This is a genomic window from Myxococcus sp. XM-1-1-1 (genome assembly GCF_020037095.1).
Classification (GTDB): domain Bacteria; phylum Myxococcota; class Myxococcia; order Myxococcales; family Myxococcaceae; genus Myxococcus; species Myxococcus fulvus.
The window spans coordinates 377371-402697 of the sequence record NZ_JAIQDH010000001.1 but is presented as its reverse complement, the minus strand read 5'-3'; the positions used below and the strand labels follow the sequence as shown (position 1 = coordinate 402697).

Here is a 25327-nt window from a genome sequence, read left to right as displayed (position 1 = left end):
CGAGGCCTCGCGCAGGCGTGGCCCTCGCGACGCACTGCATGTGTGGAACAAGGGGCGGCGAGCCTTCTGCCTCGAATCGATACGAAACGCGCGGACGTGCCTGGAGCCCAACGCACCGGACACGAGCCGCCGCGTGCCGCGGCCCCGGAAACGTACGAAGCCCGAGGCAACCCGCGCCTCGGGCTCCGACTGTCACCTCACGGTGAGCGCCGCGCTCAGTCCTTGACGGGCGTGGCCTTGAGGGCGGCCTTGCCCTCCTTCACGTAGACCTGGAAGCGCACCGTCTTGCACGCGTACTTCTGGACGAGCTGCTCCTTGTTCTTGCGCAGCTTCTGCACGAACTTGTCGTACGTCAGGCCGTCGGCCGGCTCGCCACAGCGCTCGCGCGTGGTGACGAACTCGCGGAAGACCTCCTGGAAGTGCTGCTCCTCGGAGAGCGCCACCGCGGAGTTGCCCGAGGGCCCCGCGCCCGGCAGCGGAATCGCCGCGGGAGCCGCCCCACCCCGCGCCGGCAACGGAATCGGAGCGTCGGGAGGACGCGCGCTCGCCTGGAGCAGCTCGCGAGGAATCGCCGCGACGCGCGTCGTCTCCGGGTTCTCCGGAGACTGCGCCGCCGCCAGCGCGAACGGGTTGGCCGCCTGCTGCAGCGAGTACGCCGCCGTGGGCTGGTCCTCGAAGGCGAACGCCCCCCGACGCGGCGACGCCGGCGACAGCGACTCCCCATTGGGCTCCGGCTCGAACGGCATGGACGACGCGGAGCCGAACGGCGTCGCGGGCGGCACCGCCGGAGGAGGCGGCGTCGAGGCAGGAGGCGCCGGGAACGGGAACGGCTCCGCCTGGGCGAACGGGTCCGCCCCACCGAACGGGCTGGACGGAGCCGCCGAGGGAGGCGGCAGCGCGAACGGGTCCGCCATCGGCGCGGGCGCCGAGGGAGGAGGCGGCAGCGCGAACGGGTCCGCCCCGAACGGCTGAGCCGCCGCGGGCGCCGGCGCCGCATGGGCGAACGGATCCGCCCCGAACGGCTGGGCCGCGGGAGGAGGCGGCGCGGAGGCGAACGGGTCGGGCAGCGGCCCCGGCGTCGGCACGGGAGGCAGCGGCGAGGACGCGAACGGGTCCGGCAACGGTCCCGGCGTCGGAGCCGCGGCCACCGGCTGCGGCGGGGGCGGCGTGGAATGCGCGGCGGGCATGGCCGCCGGAGCGCTCGCAGCCATCGCGGCCGACAGGCTCAGCGTGTCGGAAGAGCCCTGGACCTCGTCACCCGAGGCCCGAGCGCCGCCCATCATCGCCGCCCACACCAGCGTCAGCACCAGCAGGCCCGCCAGGGCGAAGAGCGCGCTCTGCTGATAGTCCGCCAGCGCGCCCAGCACCGCCTGCGTCCCGGCCACGGAGAACACCTCCACCGAGGTCCCCTCCAGCGTGCGGCGAGAGGCCACCGCCAGCGGCGCCTGACCGCCCATGACGTCGCCGTCCGTGAGCATCGGCAGCGCGACGGGCCCCAGGCTCTTCACGGCCCCACGGCGCACCACCACGCCGTTCGTGTTCGCGGCCACCTGCGCGAGCGAGCCCTCCGCCAGGAGCTTGTCCGGCCCGAAAGCCGTCACCGAATCACCCTTCACCAGACCGAGCGCCGTGACGCCCGAGGCCTGCACCGCGGCCTCCAGCGCGCCCTCGTCGAACAGCGGCGCGCCCACCACCAGCGTCACCGCCGGCTGCACGCCGAAGTCCCCGCCCCACAACACCGGCACCGCGGCGAACACGTGGGTCGTCCCCAGCGCGTCCACCACCGTGGTGCCCGCCTTCACCAGCGCCGCGACATCCAGCTTCGCGCTGTCGGAGGAGGGCTCCCCGCCGACAACGGCGTGGAACGCCGCGTCCGGAGCGGCCAGCGCCACCACCGCGCCCTTGAGATCCTTGGGCAGCACGGCCTCGGCGGCGGTGCGGACGGCGGAGAAGCGCTCGGCGGTCAGCGGCTGCAAGCCGGCCTTGTCGTCCTCCTTGTCCTTGTCGCGAGAAGAGGCGCCGTACTGGGGACGCGCGGGCGTGGCGGGCTTGGGCGGCTGCAGCGCGTGCACCGCGCTCGCCACGTCCGGCGTGGCGGCCAGCTTCAGCGCCAGCGCCTGGACCTCCGCGCGACGCGCATCCACGCGGCGCGCCACCTCCGTCACGCCCGAGGCGGACTGAGCCGTGGCTCCTTCCACCGCGCGCGCGCGAAGCGGTCCCGACAACATCGGGAGATGAGCAAGCCCCAGTCCGATGACCAGGAACGCGAAGAGGAGGAACTTGAGGCGGACCATCGCCGTCCTTTAGCCCATGGGTGAAGGGTTCCGCTTATAGCGTTCACCATTCGGACCCAGCAAGATTCGGACAGCGGACAACTGGGGCCCGGCCGCCTGGCCCACAGCCAGGAAGACCGGGCCCTACACCCTGATACGTGTTGCGCTAATAGGTGGGCACGTTCGCCGCCACGTCATCGGGCAGCCCGTCCGTGCGCACCTCGCGGCGCCGCTCCACGGCCTTGCGCACGCTGCGCTCCAGCCGGTCACGCGCCGCGTCGATGGCCTGGAACAGCGTCTCCGCCGTCTCCGTGACGTGGATGGCCGCGAAGTTCGGCATGCGCACCGTCGCCCGACACTCCTTGTCCACCCCGCCCTTCGGGCCGTTGATGTCCACCAGCGAGATGTCGATCTCCGCCGCCTCGTCGTCCGCGTACCGCTCGATGTGGCTCACCAGATGTTCCTGCAGATAGTCCCTCAGGGAATCCGTCAGGGTCAGATGCACGCCCCGCATCAACACCTTCATGGCATCACCTCCGGGGCCAAAGATGGACAGTCCCCGGCGGATGGACAGCCCATTGCCCCGCGGTGAGGGGCGCTCTTCCGGCCGCCTGCCCTCCGAGCGGCGCGGCGCGGGTGGCGCGGCCTTCGCGGCGGACGTTTCCGACAGGTGCCAGGGTTACCCAGACGCATGGGTGCCGAGCAAATCAAGGTCCTCCTCGTCGAGGACGACGCAGACAGCCGGGAGCTCCTCGCGGAGCTGCTCGAGTTCGACTTCGACGTCGTCACGGCGAGTGACGGCCTGTCGGGCTGGAGGGCCTTCGAGAGCACGCATCCGGACGTGGTGGTGACGGACGAGTCCCTGCCGGGACTGACGGGCACGGAGCTGGCCCGGCGGGTGAAGGCCCGCTCCGCGCGCACGCGCGTCATCCTGGTATCGGGCTACACGCAGGTGGATGGCGCCGAGCACTGCGACTTGATGCTGCGCAAGCCCATCGACGTGGAGCGGCTGAGCAGCGCCGTGGGCAGGTTGGGGGCGGAGGCCCGCCACTGGTCGGGCGACGACGCCCGGCAGTGAACGGAAGGATGGGCCCCAGGTGCCGCGACGGGACAGCGGCCCTACCATGTCCCTCCAGGACATCCACGGGCAGGAGGGACGGACATGAGATACTGCACCAGCTGCGGCTCGGAGTACCGGGATGACATCGAGCAATGCTCGGACTGCCCGGGCAGCCCCCGGTTGGTCGAGGCCAGCGAGATGAGCCGGCGAGGCCTGCCGCTGCCCCACGAGCTGGACCAGCGCGTCTTCGCGCGCGCGGGCACGACGGACAACCCGCTCATGGTGGAGGTCTTCACCGGGATGCTCGAGGAGCGGGACATCCCGGTGCTCGTGCGCGCGGGACGCTCGGGCGTGGTGGACAAGCTGACCACCGGGAACCTGCTCCCCTGGTGGGAGATTCTCGTGCCCGAGGAGATGCGGGAGCGCGCGGCGCTGCTCATCGAGCGGGAGCGAGCCCAGGAGGCCGCCACCAATGACGAGGCCGCGCGGGCCGCCGAGGAGGAGGAGCGGGAGACCGAGCGCTCCTCGCCCCCGCCGCCCGCCTTCTGACGTCCGTCAGGGCGAGCGCACCACCGCGCTCGCCGGAGCGCTGTCCGGCCTTCGCGCCTCGAAGAGGCTCACGCCGGTGACCTTCCACTTCGCGTAGCGCGAGTTGCGCGTGAGGAAGGTCTCCAGGTCCTCGTCCACCACGCGGTTGTAGCCGCCGCGCGAGGCGTGACGCAGGTAGGTGCGGTGCTTGCGCTGCACCACGAAGCCCAGGTGGGTGATGCGCGTGGCCTTGAGGGGCAGGTCCTCGCGCATCACCACGAGGATGGTGCCGGAGGGGATGTCGCGCGCGTGCGCCATCACCTTCTCCAGCGGAATCATGTCCAGCGCGAACGTGCCCGTCGGCTGACGCTCCCGGGGCAGCTGGAGCGACTGCGACGAGCGCGACTGCCAGGTGGTCTTCGTCAGCGTCTTCGTCACGCTGACGGTGTCCTCACCGCCGAGCGCGCGCGTCACGTCGCGCAGGAAGCCCTTGCGGATGTTGTTGGGCAGCCACTGCGCCTCCATCAGGTGGTTGCGGTCCTCGTACGAGGGCGTCCGGGCGTAGCGGATGTGCTCGAGCAGCGCGCCCACCTCCGGCTCGGAGCGCGCCAGCCCCAGCGCCATCGACTGCTCGACGAAGGTGAGGCAGTCCACCGCGTCCAGGCGGAAGGTCGGGTCGGGGTCCACGCCCGAGCCCTCGCCCAGCGGGGACAGCACGTAGGGCGTGTTGATGAAGCGCGCGCTCATCGACAGGAGCCGCTCGGAGAGGGGCGCCTCCGTCGCCTGGGCCACCAGGGCCGCGAAGCCGCTCGCGTCCAGGCCCGTCCAACCGTTGGCGCGCGCGGGCGTGGCCGTGGCCGCCTGGGCCGCGGCCGAACCGGATTCCACCAGCCGCGCGGCTCCGGGCGCGACGTCCTGCTTCGAGGAGGCCCCCGGCGCCTGGGTGAACAGCGCCGAGGCCAGCACCACCGCCCACGTCATGGCGCCACGCCCGCCCTTCGCAGGATCACCTTGCGGCGATCATCCGGGAGCTGGAGCGTCTCCAGCTCCTTCTCGTACGCCAGCTTCTCGTCGTTCTTGGCGTTCCACGACGCCAGCACCAGCCAGTCCAGCATGGACGGGTCGCCGCCCTGGTAGAGGATGCGCGCGGCGCCCGCGGCCAGCGTGCGGTCCTTGTCCTCCAGGAGCGGCTTGAGCGCGGGGCTCGCCTTCTTCGCCACCACGCCCTCGAACAGCTCCAGCCCCTGGCGCCGCTTGAAGCGGTCCGAGTCGCCGAGCAGCTTGTTGGCGAAGGCGAAGCCCTCCGGGGCGCCCAGCCGGCACAGGCCGCGCGCCGCCGCGAAGCGGGTGCTCTCCGAGTCGTTCTCCAGGAACTCCTTGAGGGACTTTGCCTGCTTCGCGTCCCCGGCCTCGCCGGCGGCGGCCAGCATCGCGGCGCGCACCTCCAGCTCCTGCTCCTCCTTGGCGGCCGCCATCAGCGCCTTGCCCACCTTGGGGTTGCGCGAGGCGCCCAGCGCGCGGGCCGCGTCCCGGCGCACGCCGCTGCTCTTGTCGTTCAGCAGCGGCAGCAGCACCTGCACGTTGCGGCTCTTGAGGCGGGCCAGGCCCTGCGCGGCGTACATGCGCACCGTGCTGTCCCCGTCGCCGGCGAGCTTCACCAGCGCGGGCTCCGCCGAGCGCGTGTCCAGCCCCGCGAGCACCGCGACGAGGTTGCGGCGGACCCGCTCGTCCAGGGCGCGGCGCAGGGCCTCGGTGATGAGGTCCGCGGCGAAGGGCTCCTCGCGCAGGTAGCGCAGGCGGGAGACGGCGGCGGGCACGGCGCCGCCCTGCAGGACGGTCTGGACCACCTTCTCCGTCTCGGCCTGGCGCTCGGCGCGCTTCGCGGCGGATGCCTGGGCGGACAGGGCCAGGGGGGACACGAGCAGCGTCAAGAGCAGCAGGAGGCGGGCGGGGAGGACGGGCGGGCGCACGGGAGGGGGACGATGGCAAGCCATGCGCCGGCCGTCAAAGTCCCTGGCGCCGGGCCGCCCCCCCACCAACAGGGTCTGCCCGATTCTTGACCCCCCAAGAGGCGATTGATACGACCGATGCCTCTGTCCCTCCTCTAGAGGCGCCACGCTATGAAGAAGCTGACGGTGCTGGTGTCGGTGGCCGGGGCGCTCGCCGCATGCGGCCCCGTGAAGTCCACCGCGAACATCCTCGACGCCGAAGTCCAGATTCAGGCCGCGCGCACGGCCGGAGCCGACAAGCTGGCTCCGTACGAGTGGACCGCCGCGAACCTGTACCTCGACAAGGCGCGTGAGGAGGTTGGCTACTCCGACTACCAAGCCGGCGTGGACTTCGCGGTGAAGGCGTCGCGCTTCGCCAACGAGGCGCGCGAGAAGGCCATGTCCGTGTCGGGCAGCAGCGACACCGGCGAGAGGACCCCGAACCCGTGACGCTCCGAGTGCTCCCGATGACGCGTCCCTGTCTTGTAGCGCTCCTGTCCCTCCTGCTCGCCAGCTGCGTGAGCGGCAGCAAGATTCGCGCGGACACCCAGGTGCTCGCCGCGGACGTCGAGCGCGCCCGCCGCAGCGGCGCCTTGCGCTGCGCGCCGGTGGAGCTGGCCACCGCGGAGGCCCACCTCGACTTCGCCAAGGGCGAGTTGAGCCAGGGCAACAGCGGCCGTGCCGCCTCGCACGTGCGGCTGGCCGACACGGCGGTGGACCGGGCGCTGGAGCTGTCGAAGAGCTGCGGCCCCCGGCAGGTGCTGGTGCGCGAGCGCCCCGAGGCCCCGCAGGCGACGACGCCGACGACGCCCGAGCCCCAGAAGCCGCCCCAGGTCGTGGTCCGCATCGAGGAGACGGACAGCGACGGCGACGGCGTGCTGGACAAGGACGACCCCTGCCCCGACCAGGCCGAGGACAAGGACGGCTTCCAGGACGAGGACGGCTGCCCGGACCCGGACAACGACAACGACGGCGTGCTCGACGCCAACGACAAGTGCCCGCTGGAGCCCGGCGTGCTGGAGAACCAGGGCTGCCCCGCGCTCGCGCCGACGGACCGCGACGGCGACGGCATCAACGACAACCTGGACAAGTGCCCGGACCAGCCCGAGGACAAGGACGGCTTCCAGGACGAGGACGGCTGCCCCGACCTGGACAACGACAATGACGGGGTCGTGGACATCCAGGACAAGTGCCCCAACGAGTTCGGCCCCATCCAGAACCTGGGCTGCCCGGACCGGGACAACGACGGCGTCAACGACGGCCAGGACAAGTGCCCGGACGAGCCCGAGGACAAGGACGGCTTCCAGGACGAGGACGGCTGCCCCGACCTGGACAACGACGCCGACGGTCTGGCGGACGCCCAGGACAAGTGCCCCAACGAGGCGGGCCCGCCGGAGAACTCGGGCTGCCCGGACAAGGACACGGACAACGACGGCGTGGTGGACCGCCTGGATGCGTGCGTGGACGAGCCCGGCACCAAGGAGCAGCGCGGCTGCCCGAAGCAGTACAAGAACGTGGTCATCAAGAAGGACCGCATCGAGATCAAGAAGCAGATCCTCTTCTCCTCGGGCTCCGCGAGGATCCTCGGCAACAAGCAGAACAACGGCATCCTCGACGACGTGGCGCAGGCGCTGCGTGACGCTCCGTGGATCGCCAAGGTCCGCATCGAGGGCCACACCGACTCGCTGGGCAAGGACGAGGCGAACCTGAAGCTGTCCCAGAAGCGCGCCGACGCGGTGATGGCGCAGCTGTTGCGGCGCAACATCGACCCGGGTCGGATGGAGGCGGTGGGCTTCGGTGAGACGCGGCCCATCGGCCCGAACACCACCAAGGCGGGCCGCGCGCAGAACCGCCGCACGGAGTTCAACATCATCACGCAGTAACTTCCGCTCCACGCGGAAGCAGGCACAGCGCCTCCCGGGCTTCGTCCCGCGGAGGCGCTTGGCTTTCAGGGGTGTGTCACCGCGCGGGACGGACCGCCCCTCGCGAGGACCCAAGGCGCCTGCCGCCGCGCCTGCGTCCTGGGGCCCGTCACCGCGCGGGGCGGGCATCCCTGGTGATGACGCGGGGCCTTCCAGGCGCGGCGCCCACGGCAGGGCCCGCGCCGTCATCCCGGGCGAGCGGCTGGCTGGAGCGCCCGAGCATGAGAAGGGCCTCAAACCCGACATCGGGGCCGTCATCGGATGAGCGCGGTGGCCGCGGGGCGGGCCCCCTGTCCACAGGGCCCGATGGCCCGGGAGTCAAGCCTGGTGCAAGCCAGCTCTCGCGCCGGCGGCGATATCGGAACAGGGCGGACAGCGCCGCCTCGACGCCTCCAGCTCAGTCGTCCTTGAGCAGCTCGTGGAGGACCTCGGTGGCGTACGCGCCCCGGGGCAGCTCGAAGGTGAGCCACAGGTCTTCACCCTCGGGCGTCAGCTCGGGCGAGCCCAGGCGGACGCGGTACGGCCTGCGCCCGCCCTCCGTCTCGCCGCCGCCGCGCTTGAAGTCGTCCAGCGTGACGCCCTCGCCCGCGAGCAGCCTCGCCTCCACCTCCGCCACCTCGCCCGCGGAGGCCGTCATCTTCGGGCCGAACAGCGGCCCCGCCGGGCTCACCTCGAACGCGGCGACGCGAGGCCCGTCCACCTCCGGCGCCTCACACACGAAGAGGCCACCGGTCTCCTCCTTGCGCAGCACGTCTCCCAGCAGGGCCGTGGACAAGGTGCCCGCGCGCACGCGGTCCGCGAGCGCCCGGTTGAAGATGCGCGACTGGAAGGCGGAGAGGTAGAGCTTGCGCTGGAAGCGCTCCGGCCGCTTCGGCAGCCGCTGCCCCAGCACCAGCAGGCGCCCCAGGTCCGCGTTGTCACCCGCGCGGCCGAAGCGCTGCTCGCCGAAGTAGTTGGGCACGCCGCCCGCGGACAGCCGCGTGAAGGACTCCCGCGCCGCGCCCACGTCGCGCACGCCGCGCAGGCGCAGGCGGAAGCGATTGCCCTTGAGGTGCCCGGTCCGCAGCTTGTTGCCGTGCCGTCGCGACCACAGCACCTGCACGCCCTCCAGCGCGAAGTCGCCCAGCTTGGGCTCCGCGCGCGCGGGCACCGAGATGAGCTGCCGCGTGACGGCCTGCCGGTCCTTCATGCCCGCGACGCCCACGTCGTCCTCGGACACGCCCAGCACCTGGGACAGCGCGCGCACCACCTCGCGCGTGTCCCGGCCCCGCTTCTCCAGCCACAGGTAGAGGTGCTCGCCCTCGCCCGAGGGCTGATAGGCGGGGAGCTCCTCGACCTCGAAGTCCTCGGGGACCAGCTTGAAACCACCACCACAGCCGGGGACATCCGCCGTCAACCGCGGCCAATCCGAATCCGTCGTCACGAGCCCTCGAGCGTCGCCAGCAGCTTCTTCACACGACGGGCGAGGTCCTCGTCCGCGCGCGACTCCAACAGCTCACCGGCCTGGAACAACAAGAAGAACATCACGTCGCTGAGCGCCTGCTTGAAGGAGGCCAGCGGCTCGGAGCCCAGCTGCGCGTGGTGCCGCTCGAAGGACTCCATCAGCTTCGCCTCGGCCAGGCTGCCGTCCGCCTGGAAGGACAGCCCCTCCAACACCGGCGAGGACGACAGCGCCTGCCCGGACAGCGCGGCGTTGGCGGCGGCGATGAACTCGCGGTCCATGCCCTGCTTGGCCACCTCGTCGCGAATCTCCCGGAAGATGAAGTTGAACACGCGCGCCGCCGGACGCGGGTCCACCGCGGGCGCAGCGCTCGCCGCGGGCTTGCCCTGCGCGGTGCCACCCTGCCCCACCGACTGCCCCGGCGTCGGAGCGCTCCCCGTCGCGACGGCCACGGGCACCAGCAGCGGCTTGTCCGTCACCGACGCGAAGCCGCCCTCGAGCAGGCGGAAGACGACCTTGGTGATGTCGAACTCCGACAGCCGCGCCGCGTGCCCCAGCTCCAGGATGGTGCGGCGCCCGTCGACCAGCCCCAGCACCCGGTCCTCGTCCTCCTCCAGCTTGCCGTCGGAGCCGCGCTTCTTGGCCACGTACAGCCGGCCGTGGGGGATGCGCTTCCGGAAGTGCGCCATCTCGTCGATCTTCCGGATGCTGTCCATCAGCAGGCTCTGGGTGGAGAGCTGGATGGAGTGATTCGCCTTCTCATCCACCGGCTGGTCGATGAGGAAGAAGCTCCCCTCCCGGCACAGCACGATGGCGTGGAAGATCTCACTGACCTGGTGCGTGACGCACTTGAAGAGGTCATGCGCCTGCAACAGACCCTTCTCCACCAGCGCGCGGCCCACCTTGGACGGAGGCTGGCCCTTCAGCGCGGCCTCCACCTGGGGACGCTCCACGTAGCCCAGGCGCACCAGCACCTCGCCCAGCCGGTCCGCCGGGTCATCCGACGACGCGCCCCGCACCTCGCCGTCGCGGAACGTCACCGAGCGCTCGCCGCCGGGCGAGTGCACCCGGATGATGCCGCTCCAGCGCGACTGGCTGAGGAAGGCCATCAGGTCCGACAGCGGGAAGCCGCCCGCGTCGCCGGAGAGCACCACCCGGGGCGCGGGGATGCTGCCGCCCTCGCTGGGCCCCCGGGAGAAGATGAGCAGGTCCGGCGCCGTGGGCATCAGCGCGTACGTCCCCGAGCGCCCCGCCAACGGAGAGGGGCTCTGGCGATCCTCGGGGACGAGCTGCCCCGCGTCGATGCGGAACCGTTGCGTCATCTGCCGCGTCAGTCAGCCGCCCAGGCGTTCTTGTTCGTCACCCACTCCAGCTCATCCTCCATGCTGTGGGTGAGCAGCTCCTCCTGGATGAAGCTCAAATCCAGCGCCCGGCCGTTGAAGTACACCGTCGGAGTGCCCGACAGCCCGGCCGCGCGGCCCTGGTTGCGGAAGCCCTCCAGCTCCTGCTTGTACGAGTCCGACTTGAGCACCGCCGCCAGCCGGTCCTCCTCCAACCCCAGCTTCTTCGCCAGCGCCACCAGGGCCTCCGGCTTGAGGTTGTCCTGGTTCTCGAAGAGCGCGTCGTGCATCTGCCAGAACTTGCCCTGATCTCGCGCCCACAGCGCCGCCTGGGCCGCCGGCACGGCGTTGACGTGGTTGGACAGCGGGAAGGGCAGGTAGCAGAAGCGCACCTGGGAGGCGTTCTTCTTCGCGAAGGCCTCCAGCACCGGCCGCGCCTTGGCGCAGTACGGGCACTCGAAGTCGGAGAACTCCACCACCGTCACCGGAGCGGACGCGGAGCCCATGCACATGCGCTCGTCCACCTTGAACTTCGCGCGCTGCTCGCGGAAGGCGCCGTAGTACTGGGACAGCTGGACGATGACCTCCGTGGCCGGGCTGCCCTCGGACACCATGCGCGCGGCCACCCGCGCCATGCGCTTGGCGTGGCGGCAGCCGGTGTGCGACTTCAGGCAGGCCCCCAGCGTGTGGGGGCAGCCGCAGTAGCAGAACTCATCGCTGAGGACCGTGGCCAGCTCCCGCTTGGAGGCCGCCGACAGCGAGGAGAAGTCCATGCCGGGGATGCCCAAGAGCGCCTGGGAGGGGTCCGCCGGCGGGGCCGCGGGCTCCGGGGGAGGCGCGGGGGGCCGGGCCTGGGCGGCCGGAGCGGCGGGCGCCTGGGTGGAGGCGGGCGCGGAGCCCTCCGGGTTCTTGCAACCCGAGCCGGTCAGCGCCACGGCGACCAGCAGGGGAACGACAGGCTTCCAGCAGGAGAGGAGCACGCGGCGGGTCTTAGCCACGCGCGAGGGGCTTGTAAAGCAACGCAAGCCTTGCCAAGGAGGGCCCCTTGCCCATGCCCAGAGTCCTGCTGCTGCACACCGGAGGCACGTTGGGGATGGCCGGAGGTCGGCCCTCCGCCCTGCGCCCCGCCGCCTTCTTCAAGACGCTCAAGGCCCGCGTCCCGGAGCTGTTCCAGCTCGCCGACATCGAGCTGCAGCTCTTCAGCAACCTGGACAGCTCCGAGATGCAGCCCGAGCTGTGGCAACGCATGGCCACCCACCTGCACCACCAGCTCCAGGACTTCGACGGGGCCGTGGTGACCCATGGCACGGACACGCTGGCCTACACCGCCAGCGCGCTGTCCTTCATGCTGCGCAATCCCCCCTGCCCCATCGTGCTGACGGGCTCGCAGCGGCCGCTGGGCGAGGTGCGCTCGGATGCGCGGCTCAACCTCATCGACGCGGTGCTCTCCGCGGTGAAGGGGCCGCGCGAGGTCACCATCTGCTTCGACTCGCACCTGTACCGGGGCAACCGCACGCGCAAGGTGAAGGTGTCCGAGTACGACGCCTTCGAGAGCCCCAACTGCCCGGTGCTGGGGACGCTGGGCGTGGACGCGACCTTCGAGCCGGGGCTGCGCGCCCGGGGCCCCTTCAAGCTCTACGAGAAGCTGGACCCGCGCGTCTTCATGCTCAAGGTCTATCCCGGGCTGGACCCGGCCCTGCCCCTGCAGCTGTTGCCGCACGTCCGGGGGCTGGTGCTGGAGGCGTACGGGGCGGGCAACTTCCCCATCGCGCCCGAGCTCGGACGCTCGCTCATGCCGCTGTTCGTCCAGGCGAAGGAGCGCGGCGTGCCGGTGGTGGTGGTGAGCCAGGCCCACCGCAACGGCGTGGACCTGAGCCTGTACGAGTCCGGGGCGGCGTCCCTGGCGCAGGGGGCCATCGGTGGCGCGGACATGACCCCCTCCGCGGCGCTGGTGAAGCTGATGCAGGCGCTCGCCTACCACCCCCGCTCCCCGGAGGCGCTGGCGCGGTTCATCCAGACGCCGGTGGCGGGGGAGCTGAGCGTCGGACGGAGGACAGTCGAGCCGGAGGTGCCCAGCCGGCCCCGGACGACGCGGCGGATCCACGCGGGATGAGCGATTGGGCCGCGTGGAAGCCGGCAGCATGCTTGCCGCCATGAAAAAACGGCCCATAAGATGGGTGTTGCGATGTCCGAGGAGAAAACTTCCGTCCATTCCATTTCGGACCTGCTGGGCAACGCCCAGCGGCAGAGCGCTTATTTGATTGTCATCAGCGCCAAGTCCGCGGCGGGCATCGGCCGGATGTTCAAGCTGGACCGCTCCGAGGTGGTGCTGGGGCGCAGCTCAGAGGCGCAGTTCCAGGTGGAGGACGACGGCATCTCCCGCAAGCACGCCAAGGTGGTGGCGCTCGGCGACGGGCGCTTCCAGCTGATGGACCTGGCGAGCACCAACGGCACCTACCTCAACGGCCTGAAGGTCAACGCCGCCCCGCTGTACGACGGCGACAAGATCCAGATCGGCTCCAACACCGTCCTCAAGTTCTCCATCCAGGACGAGCTGGAGGAGCAGTACCAGCGCAGCATCTACGAGTCCGCCACCCGCGACGGCCTCACCCGCGTCTACAACAAGAAGTACTTCCTGGAGACGGTGCGCAAGGAGTTCAGCTACTGCCTGCGCCACCGGGTGCCGCTGTCGCTGGTGCTCTTCGACGTGGACCACTTCAAGAAGATCAACGATGCGTACGGCCACCCGGCCGGGGACTACGTCCTGACGCGCATCGCCCAGCGGGTGACCGACACGGTGCGCACCGAGGATCTGCTCGCGCGCTACGGCGGCGAGGAGTTCGCGCTGATGCTGCGCGAGTCCGCCGAGGACCAGGCCCTGGCGTGCGCCGAGCGCTGCCGCCACGCGGTGGACAAGGCCGACTTCGTCTTTGGCGGCACGCCCATCAAGGTGACCATCAGCCTGGGCGTGGCGACGCTCCTGGACTCGGACTTCTCCCAGCCCGAGGACCTCATCGCCGCCGCGGACAAGTACCTCTACCGCGCCAAGCGCGCGGGCCGGAACCGCGCCGACGCCAAGGCCATCAGCGGCCCGTGAGTCGTCACCGTCGGGCGCGGGGACGCCCCCTCGCGCCCGGGCACCACTGACGTCGGTGCCCGAAGCCTGGCTTGCCATCGCCATCAGGCGCGGGGTTCGCGCTCTCGCCCGGACGTCTGGCCGCGCTTCTGACGTCAGTTCCCGAAGCCCAGCTTGCGCAGGCCCGCGCGGGACACGTGCTTGACGTGGGTGTCCGCGTCGCGCGCCGCCGCGTCGGAGAGCGCCGCCGCGGCATGGGGCCCGCCCAGCCTCCCCAGCGCGAGCGCCGCCGCCACGCGCACGTCCGACACCGGGTCCTCGCGCAGGCACGTGGCCAGCACCTTGACGTGGGCCGCGCGGCCGATGGCCTCCAGCGCCCGGGCCGCCGCGGCGCGCACCACCGGGTGCTCCGAGCCGAGCAGCTCCGCGGCCATGTCCCCCCGCGCCGACTGGCGCTGCCCCGCCACCACGTCCAGCGCGGCGGCGACCACCTCCGGCGAGCCGTCATCCAGCGCGCGCTCGGTGGCGTCCATCACCTCGGGCTTTCGCACCGACAGCGCGCCGAGCACCCGCACCGCGCCCGCCCGCACCACCGGCTGCGAGTCCTTCAGGAAAGGCGTCAGCGCGTCCAGCCGCAGGCTCTCACCCTCGCGGCAGTCGGAGAGCGACGTCAGCGCCTGGCCCCTGAGCGGCGCGGGCATGCGCGAGTCCCGGGCAGCCTCCAGGAAGAAGCTCCCGCAGCCCTTCTCCCGCTCCATGGCCTCCAGCCACGGCCGGGCCACCTCCAGGTCCTTGCCCTCGAGCCGGCGCTCGGCGGCCACGCGCAAGGACGTGCCCTCCGACTGGGCCATCCGCCGCGCCGCCGAACCCCGCACCTTGCGGTCCACGTCCGTGAGCGCGCGCTCCAGCTCCTTGCGCGCCAGCGGCCCATAGACGCCCAGGGCCAGCACCGCCGCGTCCCGCCGCTGGGGCTCGGGCGCCGTGAGCTCCGGCTGGAGCGACTCCAGCTCGCGCGAGTACACGGCGAACAGCCGGTTCACCAGCACCTCGTCCGCGGGCCGCGCCTCCTCCAGGAGCAGCCGCCCCACCGAGGAGTCCAGGCGCAGCGCCACCGCCTTGAGCGCCGAGGCGCCAATCCCATCCGTCTCCTCGGGCCGCGACGCCGTCGCGTCGAGCAGCACCCGGGCGGGCCTCCGCCCCAGGAAGGCCCCCAGGTGGGCGAGCGCGGTGCCCCGCTCGCGAGGGTCCTCCGAGTACAGCTCCACCTCCAGCGCCTGCCGGATGGCCTCCCGCCGCGCCCACACCCGCGCCGCCGCCTCCGGCCCCCGGGCCCCCGCGTCCCGCAGGAAGGTGGCCGTGGACTGCCCCGCCTCCGCCGCCGCGCGCGCCGCGGTGAGGCAGGCCGCCAGGTCCGAGGACGCGGGAGACCCCGCCACCCACTCGGCCAGCACGCGCTTCTCCGTCAGTTGCCGCGCCTTCGCGTCGGCGCGCACGGAGGCCCAGCGCACGCGCCAGTCGCCATCCTTGCGGGAGGAGGCCAGCGCCTCACGTGGGACGGGCCGGATGTTGCCCAAAGGCGCCACCCAGGAGTCCACCCGCCCGCCGGACAGGCACGAGCCGCACACCCGGGCACGCAGGGCGCGGTCCGCCACATGGCGCTGGCAGGAGTTCCAGCAGTCGGTCGTCCCGGTGCCACCACGCTGACCGGTCGCCAGCAGCACCATCAGGAGGAGGGCAGGGCTCACGCAGGCGACACTCTAGTCCAACCGCGCGCGGCTTTTCCCGCCAGCGTCCTTGCGTTTTACCGGCCACTGGGACATACCGCTCCCCCTTCGAAGTACGCACACATTGACGCATGGCGGAAGGAGGTGAACGCATGCCCGGTATCCGAGTGAAGGAGGGAGAGTCCATTGAGAGCGCCCTCAAGCGCTTCAAGAAGGCCACTGAAAAGGCCGGAATCCTTTCCGAGATCCGCAAGCGCGAGCACTACGAGAAGCCTTCCGTGAAGCGGAAGAAGAAGGCCCTCGCCGCCAAGAAGCGCGCGGTGAAGAAGGCCCGCAAGTCGTTCTAGTTGCGAGGCCGGCGTGTGAGCCGGGGCGCCCCCCAGTCAGGTGCCCTGGCTCCCGTCGTCTGAAATCCCCCGAATCCCAGCCAGCGGAGTTGCGAATATGGCCACCCTCAAGGAGCGGATCGACGCGGACCTCAAGGACGCGATGCGGTCCAAGAACGAGCTGCGCACCACCGTCATTCGGGCGATCAAGAGCGCCGTGAAGTACAAGGAAGTGGAGCCCGGTGCCTCCGCCCTCGACGACGCGGGCGTGATGAGCGTCATCACCGGCCTCATCAAGAAGGGCCGCGACTCCGCGGACCAGTTCAAGGCCGCGGGCCGGCCGGAGCTGGCGGAGAAGGAGGAGGCCGAGATCGCCGTCCTCCAGAGCTACCTGCCGCAGCAGCTCACCCCCGACGAGCTGGTCGCCGCCGTCCAGGCCGCCATCGCCGAGGTGGGCGCCAAGAGCGCCAAGGACATGGGCGCGGTGATGAAGAACCTCTCCCCCAAGCTCCAGGGCAAGGCCGAGGGTCGCGCCATCTCCGAGGCCGTCAAGGTGGAGCTCGCGAAGCTCGCCTGAAGTCCCCTGTCCCACCCCTCTGGAGGCCACCCGGCGCAGGCGGTGGCCCCCTGGGGTGGAAGGCCCGGGGTGAGCGGAAACTTGCTCCCCCGGCCCCCCGTCATTAAGTGCCTGGGCCAGCCCATGGCGTACCGCCCCTGTCCAAGGGAGGTACCCAGCGGGCCGTAGGAGCCCCAACGTGTCCCCACACCCTCACGACGCCTCGCGCCTCCGGTCCTCCGCCCTCGTGGGCGGGGAGAGCCACCGGGTTGGCGGCCGGACGGGCGACGTCAGGCCCGGCTGGCAGGATGCCGGCGGTGCGCCCGCCCTGACGCGGGCCCAGGGGTGGGCGACATGATCCCGGAGCACAAGATCCAGGAAATCCTCGAGCGGGTGGACCTGGTGGGCCTCATCTCCCGGCACGTGGAGCTGAAGAAGGCGGGCCGGGAGTGGAAGGGGCGCTGTCCCTTCCACCAGGAGAAGACACCTTCGTTCTACGTGGTGCCGGAGAAGCGCTTCTATTTCTGCCATGGCTGCCGGGCCAGCGGCGACGCGGTCTCCTTCGTCCAGCGCTACCTGGGCAAGACGTTCCTGGACGCCGTGCGGGACCTGGCGCGCGAGCTGGGCATCGACCTGGAGGCGCAGCAGGACCCCGGGCTGCGGGAGCGGCAGCAGATCAAGGAGGCCACGGACCTGGCCGCCGAGCACTTCCGCTCGCTGTTGTGGCACCAGGAGGAAGGCCGCTCCGCGCGGGCCTACATCGCCAGCCGCGGGGTGTCGGATGAAACCGCGCAGGCCTTCGGGCTGGGCTGGGCGCCCCACGCGTGGAGCCTGCTCGCGGAGCGCTGCCAGAAGTCGGGCATGCTGGAGTGGGCCATGAAGGCCGGGCTCGTGCTCAAGCGCAACACGGGGGATGGCTGCTTCGACTTCTTCCGCAGCCGGCTGATGGTGCCCATCCGCGCGCCGGAGGGCAGGCCCATCGCCTTCGGTGGCCGGCTGGTGGGCGCCGACGAGGGCCCCAAGTACCTCAACTCGCGCGAGTCGCGGCTCTACAACAAGAGCGAGACGCTGTTCGGCATGGACCTGGCGCGCGACGAGCTGCGCAAGCGCAAGGCCGCCATCCTCGTCGAGGGCTACTTCGACTGCATCGGCCTGCACCAGGTGGGGGTACGCCACGCCGTGGCGCTGTGCTCCACCAACCTCACCGCCGGCCACATGCAGCTGCTCAAGCGGGCCGAGGCGCGGGAGCTGGTGCTGCTGCTCGACGGAGACTCCGCGGGGCTCGCGGCCGTGGAGCGGCTCGCGGGCCCCCTGCTCGCCGCGGGAGCGACCGCTCGTGTGGCGCTGCTTCCGCAAGGGGATGATCCAGACACCTTCGCGCGTCGTGTGGGGCAGGACGGTGTGGAGTCGCTCATCGACGGGGCGCAATCCCTCACCACGTACCTGTTCGCCACCCTGCTCCCCCAGGGAAAGGCGGCGACGTTCGAGGAGAAGATGGCGGCTCTGGAGCGACTCAAGCCCGTGGCGGCGCAGGTGCCGGTGGGGCTGGTGCGCTCCTCGCTCTTCGCCGCCCTGGCCGAGCACTTCGGCTGGCGCGCCCCGGACGTGGAGGCCGCCCTGCGCAGCAAGGTCCCCACGCCCAAGCCCGCCTCCTCCCACCCGGGTGCCCCCGACGCCGCGCCTGCCCGCCCGCTCCCCGAGAAGCCGCCTCCGCCCATGGAGGCGCTCTACGTGGCGGCCGTGCTGAGGGAGCCCCGGCTGCTCGGCCGCGACCTCTTCCGCGTGTGTGACGAGCTGTCGCACACCGGCCTTCGAATGACGCTCATGCACGCCACCTCCGGGCGGGGCTCCAACGACGCCCTCTATGAGGCCTCCGAGGGCGTGAAGCGGGCCATCGAGACCTCCTGGCGCCAGCTCCCCTCGGAAGGACAGGAGCTGGAGCAGGCGTTCTCCACCATCTGCCAGGAGATCATGGTGCGGCGCATCAACGAGCGTCTTGCTTATATAACCCGTGCGACGGAGCAGACGCTGGGCGCGTTCGACCTCACGGAGGAGACGCGCCAGCTCCAGGCGGAGCGGGTGGAACTGCTGGCGCTCAAGAAGCGTGTCCTGGAGGAGCTCAAGCCGGCCTCCGCGGGAACAAAGGCGCCCATGCAACCGGTTTGAGTTCGCGTTTGTAAGAAACCCTGACTTTGCGGTAGATCGGCCGGCTCGCCCCAGGCCTCAAGCCCCTGAATTTCTTAAGGAGAAGTACCCGAATGCCGACGCAGAAGCCCTCGAAGGCGTCCGTGAAGCCCACCAAGAAGAAGGTGGATCCGGTGATCCGCAAGAAGAAGGCTCCGGACAGTCCCGCGGCGAAGGGCGCTGGGGTGAAGGCGGGCGAGGAGGAGAAGGAAGTCCTCGAGGCGAAGGAGGCCCCCGCCGAGGCCGTCGTCGAGAAGAAGAAGAAGAAGGGCGTCGCCGCCGTCTCGGAGGACGTGGACCCCGAGGAGGCCGCCGAGGAGGCCGCCGCCGCCGTCGAGGTGGACCCGGACGCCGTCGAGGACGACGTCGAGGAGGACCCCGTCGCCGAGCGCAAGGAGGTCAAGGACCTGCTCGCCCAGGGCCGCGAGAAGGGCTTCCTCACCTACGACGAGGTGAATGACGCGCTGCCCGCCGACATCGTGTCGTCCGATCAGATCGACGACGTGATGAGCATGTTCGGCGACAACGACATCGAGATCGTCGACGCGCAGAAGGCCGCGCAGAACAACGAGATCAAGCCCACCGTCACCGTCGAGGAGGAGAAGGAAGACGTCGACGAGGACGAGAAGGACGAGGACGACGAGCCGGGCGGCAAGTCGAACGACCCGGTGCGCCTGTACCTGCGCAAGATGGGCAGCGTCAGCCTGCTCACGCGCGAGGGCGAGGTGGAGATCGCCAAGCGCATCGAGGAGGGCGAGAAGGAGGTCCTGCGCGCCCTGCTCGCCTGCAAGGTCGCCGTCGAGGAGATCCTCGACATCGGCAACAAGCTGAAGACGGCCAAGCTGCGCGTGCGCGACGTCATCAAGGACGCGCCCGAGGAGGCCCAGTCCGAGGGCGCCGAGGAGGCTCCCGAGGAGGTCGGCGAGGGTGACGCCCCGGCGCAGCTGGCGCAGAGCGAGCTCAACAAGATCGAGCAGATCTGCAAGCAGATCGAGCGCTTCCGCAAGTTCGCCAAGGACTGCGACGTCCTCGAGGAGGAGCTCGCCTCGAAGAAGAAGCTGACCGAGGTGCGCAAGAAGGAGCTCAAGCAGGAGATGAAGGACCTCCGGACCAAGATGATGGAGGTCCTGGAGGAGATGCGGCTGAACAAGAAGCAGGTCGACCGCATCGTCCTGAATCTCAAGTCGCTCATCGAGCGCGTCGAGAAGGCCGAGGACGAGCTGCGCGACCTGGAGCGCCGCTACGGCATCTCCATGAAGGAGCTTCGCCCGCAGCTGAAGGAGTCGCGGGAGAACCCCAACATCGGCAAGAAGCTGCAGAAGCAGCTCAACCTCACGCCCGAGCAGCTCGAGGTGCTGGACCGCGACGTGCGCACCGCGGTGCGGAAGATCAAGAAGGTCGAGGAGGAGGCCAACCTCCCCGTGGATGCGCTGCGCCGCAACTACGACGCCATCCGCCTGGGCGAGAAGCGCGCCGAGCGCGCCAAGAGCGAGCTGGTGGAGGCCAACCTGCGCCTCGTCGTCTCCATCGCGAAGAAGTACACGAACCGCGGCCTGCAGTTCCTGGACCTCATCCAGGAGGGCAACATCGGCCTGATGAAGGCCGTGGACAAGTTCGAGTACAAGCGCGGCTACAAGTTCTCGACCTACGCCACCTGGTGGATTCGTCAGGCCATCACCCGCGCCATCGCGGACCAGGCCCGCACCATCCGCATCCCGGTGCACATGATCGAGACCATCAACAAGCTCATCCGCACCAGCCGCTACCTGGTGCAGGAGATTGGCCGCGAGCCGACGCCGGAGGAGATCGCGGAGAAGATGGAGCTGCCGCTCGACAAGGTCCGCAAGGTCCTCAAGATCGCCAAGGAGCCCATCTCCCTGGAGACGCCGATCGGCGAGGAGGAGGACAGCCACCTGGGCGACTTCATCGAGGACAAGAGCCTGGTGTCGCCCGCGGACGCGGTCATCAACATGAACCTGGCGGAGCAGACCCGCAAGGTGCTCGCCACGCTGACGCCGCGCGAGGAGAAGGTGCTGCGCATGCGCTTCGGTATCGGCGAGAAGAGCGACCACACGCTCGAGGAGGTCGGCCAGGACTTCGAGGTGACGCGCGAGCGCATCCGTCAGATTGAAGCCAAGGCGCTGCGCAAGCTGCGCCACCCGAGCCGCTCCAAGCGCCTGCGCTCCTTCGTGGAGAGCTGACGCGGACGACAGGCCCCAAGGCCTGAAGCAAGAAGGCCCCCGCTCCCATTCGTGGACCGGGGGCCTTCGTGTTTCTAGAGTCCCGCGCGGCATGGCGCTCTTGAGACCAAGGACGAAGACGCGGGTGAAGCAGGCGGAGACAACGCCGAAGCGTGCGCCCTTCACGGAGGCGGTGTGGCGCACGGTGCGCTCGATTCCGCGCGGAGAGGTCCGCACCTACTCCCAGGTGGCGCTCTATGCGGGGCGGCCGGGCGCGGCGCGCGGCGTGGGGCGGGAGATGGCGATGCTGCCCACGGGGAAGGAAGTGCCCTGGTGGCGGGTGACGCGCGCCGGAGGGGTGCTCGCGCCCATGGTGGCCCAGGAGCAGGCGAAGCGCCTGCGCGCCGAGGGCGTCGTGGTGGAGCAGCGAGGGCAGACGTTCCGCGTCAAACGGCAGGAGGACGCGGACGGCCCCGTGAAGAAGTCCCGGGCGTCGGCCGAGCCCCCGCGTGCGGTGGTGAAGAAGGGCAAACGCTGACGCCGAGAGGTGCTTGCCAGACCCGCGTGGGCGGAGTTATGCCCAGGTCCACGCGGGCTGCACACGCATGAGGGCCCTTAGCTCAGCGGTTAGAGCTGTCGGCTCATAACCGATTGGTCCCTGGTTCGAATCCAGGAGGGCCCACTCCCTCAAAGCCTCGCAGCACCTCGGACGACACGCCGCGGTAGCTGTGCGTCGAGCCGGCTCTGCCGAACGCTCTTATTGGCCAAGGGGGACTTCTTCAGTGACGTGTTGTCGTCCGCCACGAACAGATGGGGAGGGGTGAACGGCGACCCGTCTGTCTTGAATGGTCAGGGCCGAAATTCTCATTTCACCTGTATGTCATTCAGCTCCCTGCCGATGAGCGAGCTCGAATTTGTCTGACATAGGTTTGACATCGCGCAGGGCTTTCGAGCACGGTTCACTCTGCGTCCGAGAGAAGTCCTTGAGCGCCCGGGGCCGTCCTTGAGCCCTGGTTCCCGAACCCAGGATGGGAGAACAACGATGCTTCGCACGTGGATTGCCTTGGCCTTTCCAGTGGTTGCGGCATGCATGGTGGGTTGTCTCGGTGGCGACGAACTGGCTGACGATACGTTCGCCGACCTTCGGCAGTCGCCGACGCTCGACGGCATCAATGTCCATGGCGAGCGGGTGAGTATTGATCCCAGCAAGGTCTGCTGGGATACCGCGACGCGCATTCCCAAGGGATTCATCGCGGTGGCGGACCCGGCCCGGAACTCCTTCCGCTTCGTGCGAGAAGACGCCCCAGTCGGCGCCTTCCATGATGCCTACGACTATGGCGGAGAGGGCACAGAGGGCGTGACCTGCACCTGCACCAGCGGAAAGGGCGGGTGCTCCCCTTCGAAGCTAGGAGACACCGTCTCCTGTGTGATGACCACGTGCACCAGTTGCACCAAGAGCTAGGTCTCCGCTCTCATTCAAGAGGAGCATCTCCATGAAGCCACTCCAGAATCAACGAATGACGAAGGCCACGTTGTGCGCGCTCTTGCTCGTGGGGGCTGGTGCGCTCACGGGCTGCGATGCTGGCTCGCGCCTTGGAAGTGCGGCGCCTGGCGAAGAGGCCCTTGTCGTACCCGAGGGTGCCAGGCTCGTTGCAGACGGCAGGAATCAGAGAGTTCTCGTCATCTCCTCCAATGCCGAGCGCGAGTACGCCTTTGGGAAGGAGATCTCCTGTGAGAGCGCGACGCCTGTCCTCTCCCACGGACGCATCACATGCGGTGCATCGCGGATGTCCCAGGCTCACATCTACTTCAAGCTCAACACGAAAGCCGCGGATGTAAGTGACGCGGACCTCGTGCAGTCCCCTACGGTCACTGTTGGCCGAATCGAGGGCCCGTCCACTATCAACTGCGTGGCGCCACCCGCCGGATTTGCCGCACTGCTGGCACGCTTCACCTCCGATTTGGGCCAGGAGGGCTCAAGTGCCGAAAGGATGGAACGGGTACTTGTCCGCCATATGGGCGCCTCGGCATTGGTCCCAATTCCCGTGGGCTTGCTTCCCAAGTCGGGCTCCGGAACCAGCATCAACGCCGAAGTCTCAGCGTATGACTATGGGGGCGAGAGTGTCACGTGCTCTTGCACCCAGGGCGCCTCCTGCCCCAGGAAGTCACAATGGATCCCATTCAAGGGAGACGTGTATTGGTGTGATGCCACGAACTGCCAGAGCTGCTCGATGACATTCTAGTCCTCGGAAGCCAGGCTGAAGGACCCGTGTCCGAAGCCGTACCGGAGATGCAGCCGGTACGGCTTCAGTTGCGCTCCCTGCGAGGGGCTTTCTGGTAATGCATCTTCCCTGTGCTTTGCAGAATCAGGCCATGTCGACCTCCCCCGCAGTTTCTGGGTCGGTCGTGCTGGGGTGTTTCACGTGGGCCTTCGCTGTCCGGTTTCTATTCTTGAGCGCAACTCCCCATCCACTGGGGGTTGATGGGTACTACTACGCCATCCAGGTGCGCTCGTTACTGGAGAGCGGCCAGCTGTTCTATCCCGCGTCTCCGCTGGTCTTCTGGTGGTTGGTGCCGTTCGCAGCCCTGACGGACCCCATCGTGGGCGTGAAGCTCGGCGCTGCCCTAGGAACCGCGGCCATCGTCTTCCCCACGTATCTGCTCATCCAGCGTCTTTCAAATGAGCGCTCGGCGGGAGTGGTGGGGGCGGCAGTCGTCGCCACCAGTGCGCAGTCCTTCTACCTCTCGACGGAGTTCGTCAAGCAGGGAGTCGGGCTCACACTCACCCTGGGATTCCTCGCGGCGCTCACAGAAGCCATGGCACGTCCCTCCCTCTTGCGAGTGCTGCTCGCACTGGGACTGCTCGGGTTGACATTGCTTGCACACAAGCTGGCGTTCGCCGTGGCACTTCTCGTGGCCCTACCAGCACTTGCAGTGACCGTATGGAGATGGCGCAAGGGGGCTCGTGGGAGAGTGCTCGTCGCCGCTGGACTGGTCGTGATGGTGCTTGTGTACCTGAAGGGAGGAGCACTAGGGAGCGAGACACTCCAGTTCCTGGCTCACACCTTCCGGGAGGAAGTGGACTTCTCCTTCGCCACGCTCGTGCGCGGCAATGGTGCCCGGCTCTTCTTCCAGCACGAGGTACGCTGGGCCGCGCTCTTGGCCGTCTTCATTATGGGCCGATGGGTCTGGAGCCGAAAGTCCCTCTCCGCGCGACGGGATGAGGGCAAGGAGCCATCCCCCGTGGTCCTCGGCCTCATTCTGCTCTGCGTATTGACAGCCCTGCCGTGGCTGAATATCGAAGATCGGCAGGGGCTCGCGATGCGCTTGCGACTAACGGCGTTTCTTCCGCTCGCGGTCTTCACGGGACTCCTTTTCGCACAGATGCTGGAACGCGCTCGTGAAATGACGCGTACCATGGCCTGTGCCGCGAGCATTGCCGCCCTGCTCCTGCTACGCCCCTCACAGCCAAGGGAGGGGACCGTCACCGTCATGGAAGACCGCGCAGGTGCCGCGAGGGAACTGGAAGGTGCCATTCCCCCAGAAGCACTGGTCATCACGACCGACCGTCACCTGGCCTTCATGACGACATGGTACACACGGGCCTCCGCCCGGAAATCGGTGCCCTCCCGAATCGAGCCAGAGCGCACCTATCGATTGATGGCGCTGGCATCTCTGGATGGTCCCTTCTGGGACGCCCTGGAAGCCTGCCGCTCCAGCGCCCGATCTGCAGCATGGACGCCTGGCGATGTACCCCGGGTATTCGCAGGGGCGCTGGTGCTACTCACCGAGCGGTGTTTCCAGGAGGCCAGGAGCCACGTCCCCGTCTCGTCCCAGCTCCCCGGTCGCGAGTGGTGAGCCCCTTGCCACGCGCTTCAGTAGGCGCCAGCGGAAGCGAATCATCCATGGTCGTTGGCATGTACGTGTTTCAGGAAACAAGGGGGAGACTTGGAGACTATGGTCAGTCCTCCAATACTGCCCTGGACGGTGCTTACCAGCCAGTACACCAGCAGCATCGCCACTGACCAGAGCGGAACCGACCTGGAGGGGTGAGATAGCCAAAGCCCGAGTGAGGACGGGCCTGGCTGTAGTGCTGTCGCCGCGTCTCGATGACTGCCTTTGCTCATGACCGATTGGTCCCTGGTTCGAATCCAGGAGGGCCCACTCCCCTCACCTTCCGCGCGGCGCCGACGTCAGCGCGGTGGAATGCCGTCGCCATGCGCGTGGTCCACCGGCAATCCCAGGCGCGTGTATGAGAACACCAGCGACGTCTCGATGCGGCTCACCTCCGGCCGGCTGGTGAAGGACAGGATGGTCAGCCGCCGCAGGTGGTCGGTGTCCCGGCACACCACGTGGACGAGGAAGTCCGTGGTGCCGCCCAGGCAGTAGACGGCCACCGTCTCCGGCAGCGAGCGCAGGTGGTCTCCGATGTTGCCGAAGGCCTCGCCGACATGGAGGCGGAGCTGGACGGCGATGAGCGCCTGCAGGCCGAGCCCCAATGAGTTCGCGTCCAGGTCCGCCTGATACCCCTTGATGACGCCTTCCTCCTCCAGCTTCCGCACCCGCGTGAGGCACGACGAGGGCGCGAGCCCCACCTGCGCGGCCAGCTCCTTGTTGGACAGCCGAGCATTGTTCTGGAGGGCGGTCAGAATCGCGCGATCGATTCGGTCGAGCTGGGGCATCGAGGTCTCCCGGACGAATTCCATTCGATGGATGGACGATAATCCGC

23 protein-coding genes and 1 tRNA gene are annotated in these 25327 nt (G+C 69.5%); 14 read left to right on the top strand and 10 right to left on the bottom strand.

The annotated features are described in order from the left end of the window. Positions 1-215: 215 nt before the first annotated feature. Complete coding sequence (locus K8640_RS01590; protein WP_223745464.1) at positions 216-2294, bottom strand: MXAN_5187 family protein; 2079 nt, start codon at positions 2292-2294, stop codon at positions 216-218. Between the two features lie 145 nt (positions 2295-2439). Next, entirely contained in the window at positions 2440-2799 is a 360-nt protein-coding gene (gene hpf / locus K8640_RS01585; RefSeq protein WP_223745463.1) for a ribosome hibernation-promoting factor, HPF/YfiA family, read from the bottom strand. A gap of 165 nt (positions 2800-2964) precedes the next feature. Between hpf and K8640_RS01580 the strand changes: the two genes are divergently transcribed. Next, on the top strand, positions 2965-3351 hold the full coding sequence (locus K8640_RS01580; RefSeq protein ID WP_223745462.1) for a response regulator: 387 nt from the start codon (positions 2965-2967) through the stop codon (positions 3349-3351). A gap of 84 nt (positions 3352-3435) precedes the next feature. Continuing rightward, on the top strand, positions 3436-3882 hold the full coding sequence (locus K8640_RS01575) for a DUF2007 domain-containing protein (protein ID WP_223745461.1): 447 nt from the start codon (positions 3436-3438) through the stop codon (positions 3880-3882). 6 nt (positions 3883-3888) lie between these two features. On the opposite strand, the gene K8640_RS01570 is transcribed toward K8640_RS01575, so the two are convergent. Next, a complete protein-coding gene (locus K8640_RS01570) occupies positions 3889-4842 on the bottom strand; it encodes an N-acetylmuramoyl-L-alanine amidase-like domain-containing protein (RefSeq protein WP_223745460.1) in 954 nt (317 codons plus the stop codon). Beyond that, positions 4839-5855 carry a HEAT repeat domain-containing protein gene (locus K8640_RS01565; RefSeq protein ID WP_223745459.1) on the bottom strand — a complete coding sequence of 339 codons (1017 nt, stop codon included), beginning with the start codon at positions 5853-5855 and terminating at the stop codon, positions 4839-4841. The genes K8640_RS01570 and K8640_RS01565 overlap by 4 nt, the downstream gene beginning before the upstream one ends. 126 nt (positions 5856-5981) lie before the next feature. On the opposite strand from K8640_RS01565, the gene K8640_RS01560 reads away from it, so the two are divergent. Continuing rightward, on the top strand, positions 5982-6299 hold the full coding sequence (locus K8640_RS01560) for a DUF4398 domain-containing protein (RefSeq protein WP_223745458.1): 318 nt from the start codon (positions 5982-5984) through the stop codon (positions 6297-6299). Positions 6300-6316: 17 nt separating this feature from the next. Beyond that, on the top strand, positions 6317-7732 hold the full coding sequence (locus K8640_RS01555) for an OmpA family protein (RefSeq protein WP_223745457.1): 1416 nt from the start codon (positions 6317-6319) through the stop codon (positions 7730-7732). 436 nt (positions 7733-8168) lie between these two features. Here K8640_RS01555 and truD read toward each other — a convergent pair whose 3' ends face one another. From truD to K8640_RS42805, 3 genes are read right to left on the bottom strand one after another with little or no spacing between them, the layout of a single operon-like run. Further along, complete coding sequence (gene truD, locus K8640_RS01550; RefSeq protein WP_141333014.1) at positions 8169-9194, bottom strand: tRNA pseudouridine(13) synthase TruD; 1026 nt, start codon at positions 9192-9194, stop codon at positions 8169-8171. Further along, the gene (locus K8640_RS01545; RefSeq protein ID WP_223745456.1) at positions 9191-10534 is read right to left on the bottom strand and encodes a DUF4388 domain-containing protein; all 1344 of its coding nucleotides are present in this window, start codon (positions 10532-10534) and stop codon (positions 9191-9193) included. The genes truD and K8640_RS01545 overlap by 4 nt, the downstream gene beginning before the upstream one ends. An 8-nt stretch (positions 10535-10542) precedes the next feature. Beyond that, complete coding sequence (locus K8640_RS42805; protein ID WP_370640298.1) at positions 10543-11550, bottom strand: DsbA family protein; 1008 nt, start codon at positions 11548-11550, stop codon at positions 10543-10545. 53 nt (positions 11551-11603) lie between these two features. Here K8640_RS42805 and K8640_RS01535 point away from each other — a divergent pair, with 53 nt between their 5' ends. Both K8640_RS01535 and K8640_RS01530 read left to right on the top strand, forming a co-directional pair. After that, positions 11604-12665, top strand: coding sequence for an asparaginase (locus K8640_RS01535; RefSeq protein ID WP_223745455.1), 1062 nt, complete (start codon positions 11604-11606; stop codon positions 12663-12665). Between the two features lie 72 nt (positions 12666-12737). Then, complete coding sequence (locus K8640_RS01530; RefSeq protein WP_046715247.1) at positions 12738-13649, top strand: GGDEF domain-containing protein; 912 nt, start codon at positions 12738-12740, stop codon at positions 13647-13649. Between the two features lie 134 nt (positions 13650-13783). Here K8640_RS01530 and K8640_RS01525 read toward each other — a convergent pair whose 3' ends face one another. Beyond that, positions 13784-15373, bottom strand: coding sequence for a HEAT repeat domain-containing protein (locus K8640_RS01525; RefSeq protein WP_223745454.1), 1590 nt, complete (start codon positions 15371-15373; stop codon positions 13784-13786). Positions 15374-15504: 131 nt separating this feature from the next. Here K8640_RS01525 and rpsU point away from each other — a divergent pair, with 131 nt between their 5' ends. The 8 genes from rpsU (at position 15505) to K8640_RS01485 (ending at position 24456) form a co-directional block, all read left to right on the top strand. Further along, positions 15505-15699 (top strand): 30S ribosomal protein S21, encoded by a 195-nt coding sequence (gene rpsU, locus K8640_RS01520; protein ID WP_002614080.1) that lies wholly within the window; start codon positions 15505-15507, stop codon positions 15697-15699. A gap of 97 nt (positions 15700-15796) precedes the next feature. After that, positions 15797-16255: a GatB/YqeY domain-containing protein gene (locus tag K8640_RS01515; RefSeq protein ID WP_223745453.1), complete on the top strand. Its 459-nt coding sequence runs from the start codon at positions 15797-15799 to the stop codon at positions 16253-16255. 333 nt (positions 16256-16588) lie between these two features. Continuing rightward, on the top strand, positions 16589-18400 hold the full coding sequence (dnaG, locus tag K8640_RS01510) for a DNA primase (RefSeq protein WP_223745452.1): 1812 nt from the start codon (positions 16589-16591) through the stop codon (positions 18398-18400). 92 nt (positions 18401-18492) lie between these two features. Then, a complete protein-coding gene (gene rpoD / locus K8640_RS01505) occupies positions 18493-20619 on the top strand; it encodes an RNA polymerase sigma factor RpoD (protein ID WP_141325686.1) in 2127 nt (708 codons plus the stop codon). A gap of 91 nt (positions 20620-20710) precedes the next feature. Further along, a complete protein-coding gene (locus K8640_RS01500) occupies positions 20711-21136 on the top strand; it encodes an MGMT family protein (protein WP_223745451.1) in 426 nt (141 codons plus the stop codon). A gap of 71 nt (positions 21137-21207) precedes the next feature. Next, positions 21208-21280 (top strand) — tRNA-Ile (locus K8640_RS01495). Positions 21281-21640: 360 nt separating this feature from the next. Beyond that, on the top strand, positions 21641-22060 hold the full coding sequence (locus tag K8640_RS01490) for a hypothetical protein (RefSeq protein ID WP_223745450.1): 420 nt from the start codon (positions 21641-21643) through the stop codon (positions 22058-22060). 911 nt (positions 22061-22971) lie between these two features. After that, the gene (locus tag K8640_RS01485; RefSeq protein ID WP_223745449.1) at positions 22972-24456 is read left to right on the top strand and encodes a hypothetical protein; all 1485 of its coding nucleotides are present in this window, start codon (positions 22972-22974) and stop codon (positions 24454-24456) included. A gap of 133 nt (positions 24457-24589) precedes the next feature. Here K8640_RS01485 and K8640_RS43035 read toward each other — a convergent pair whose 3' ends face one another. After that, a complete protein-coding gene (locus tag K8640_RS43035) occupies positions 24590-24709 on the bottom strand; it encodes a transposase (protein ID WP_223745855.1) in 120 nt (39 codons plus the stop codon). An 82-nt stretch (positions 24710-24791) separates the two neighbouring features. Further along, positions 24792-25280, bottom strand: a complete 489-nt coding sequence (locus K8640_RS01475) for an Lrp/AsnC family transcriptional regulator (protein ID WP_223745448.1) — start codon at positions 25278-25280, stop codon at positions 24792-24794. Between the last annotated feature and the right edge of the window lie 47 nt (positions 25281-25327).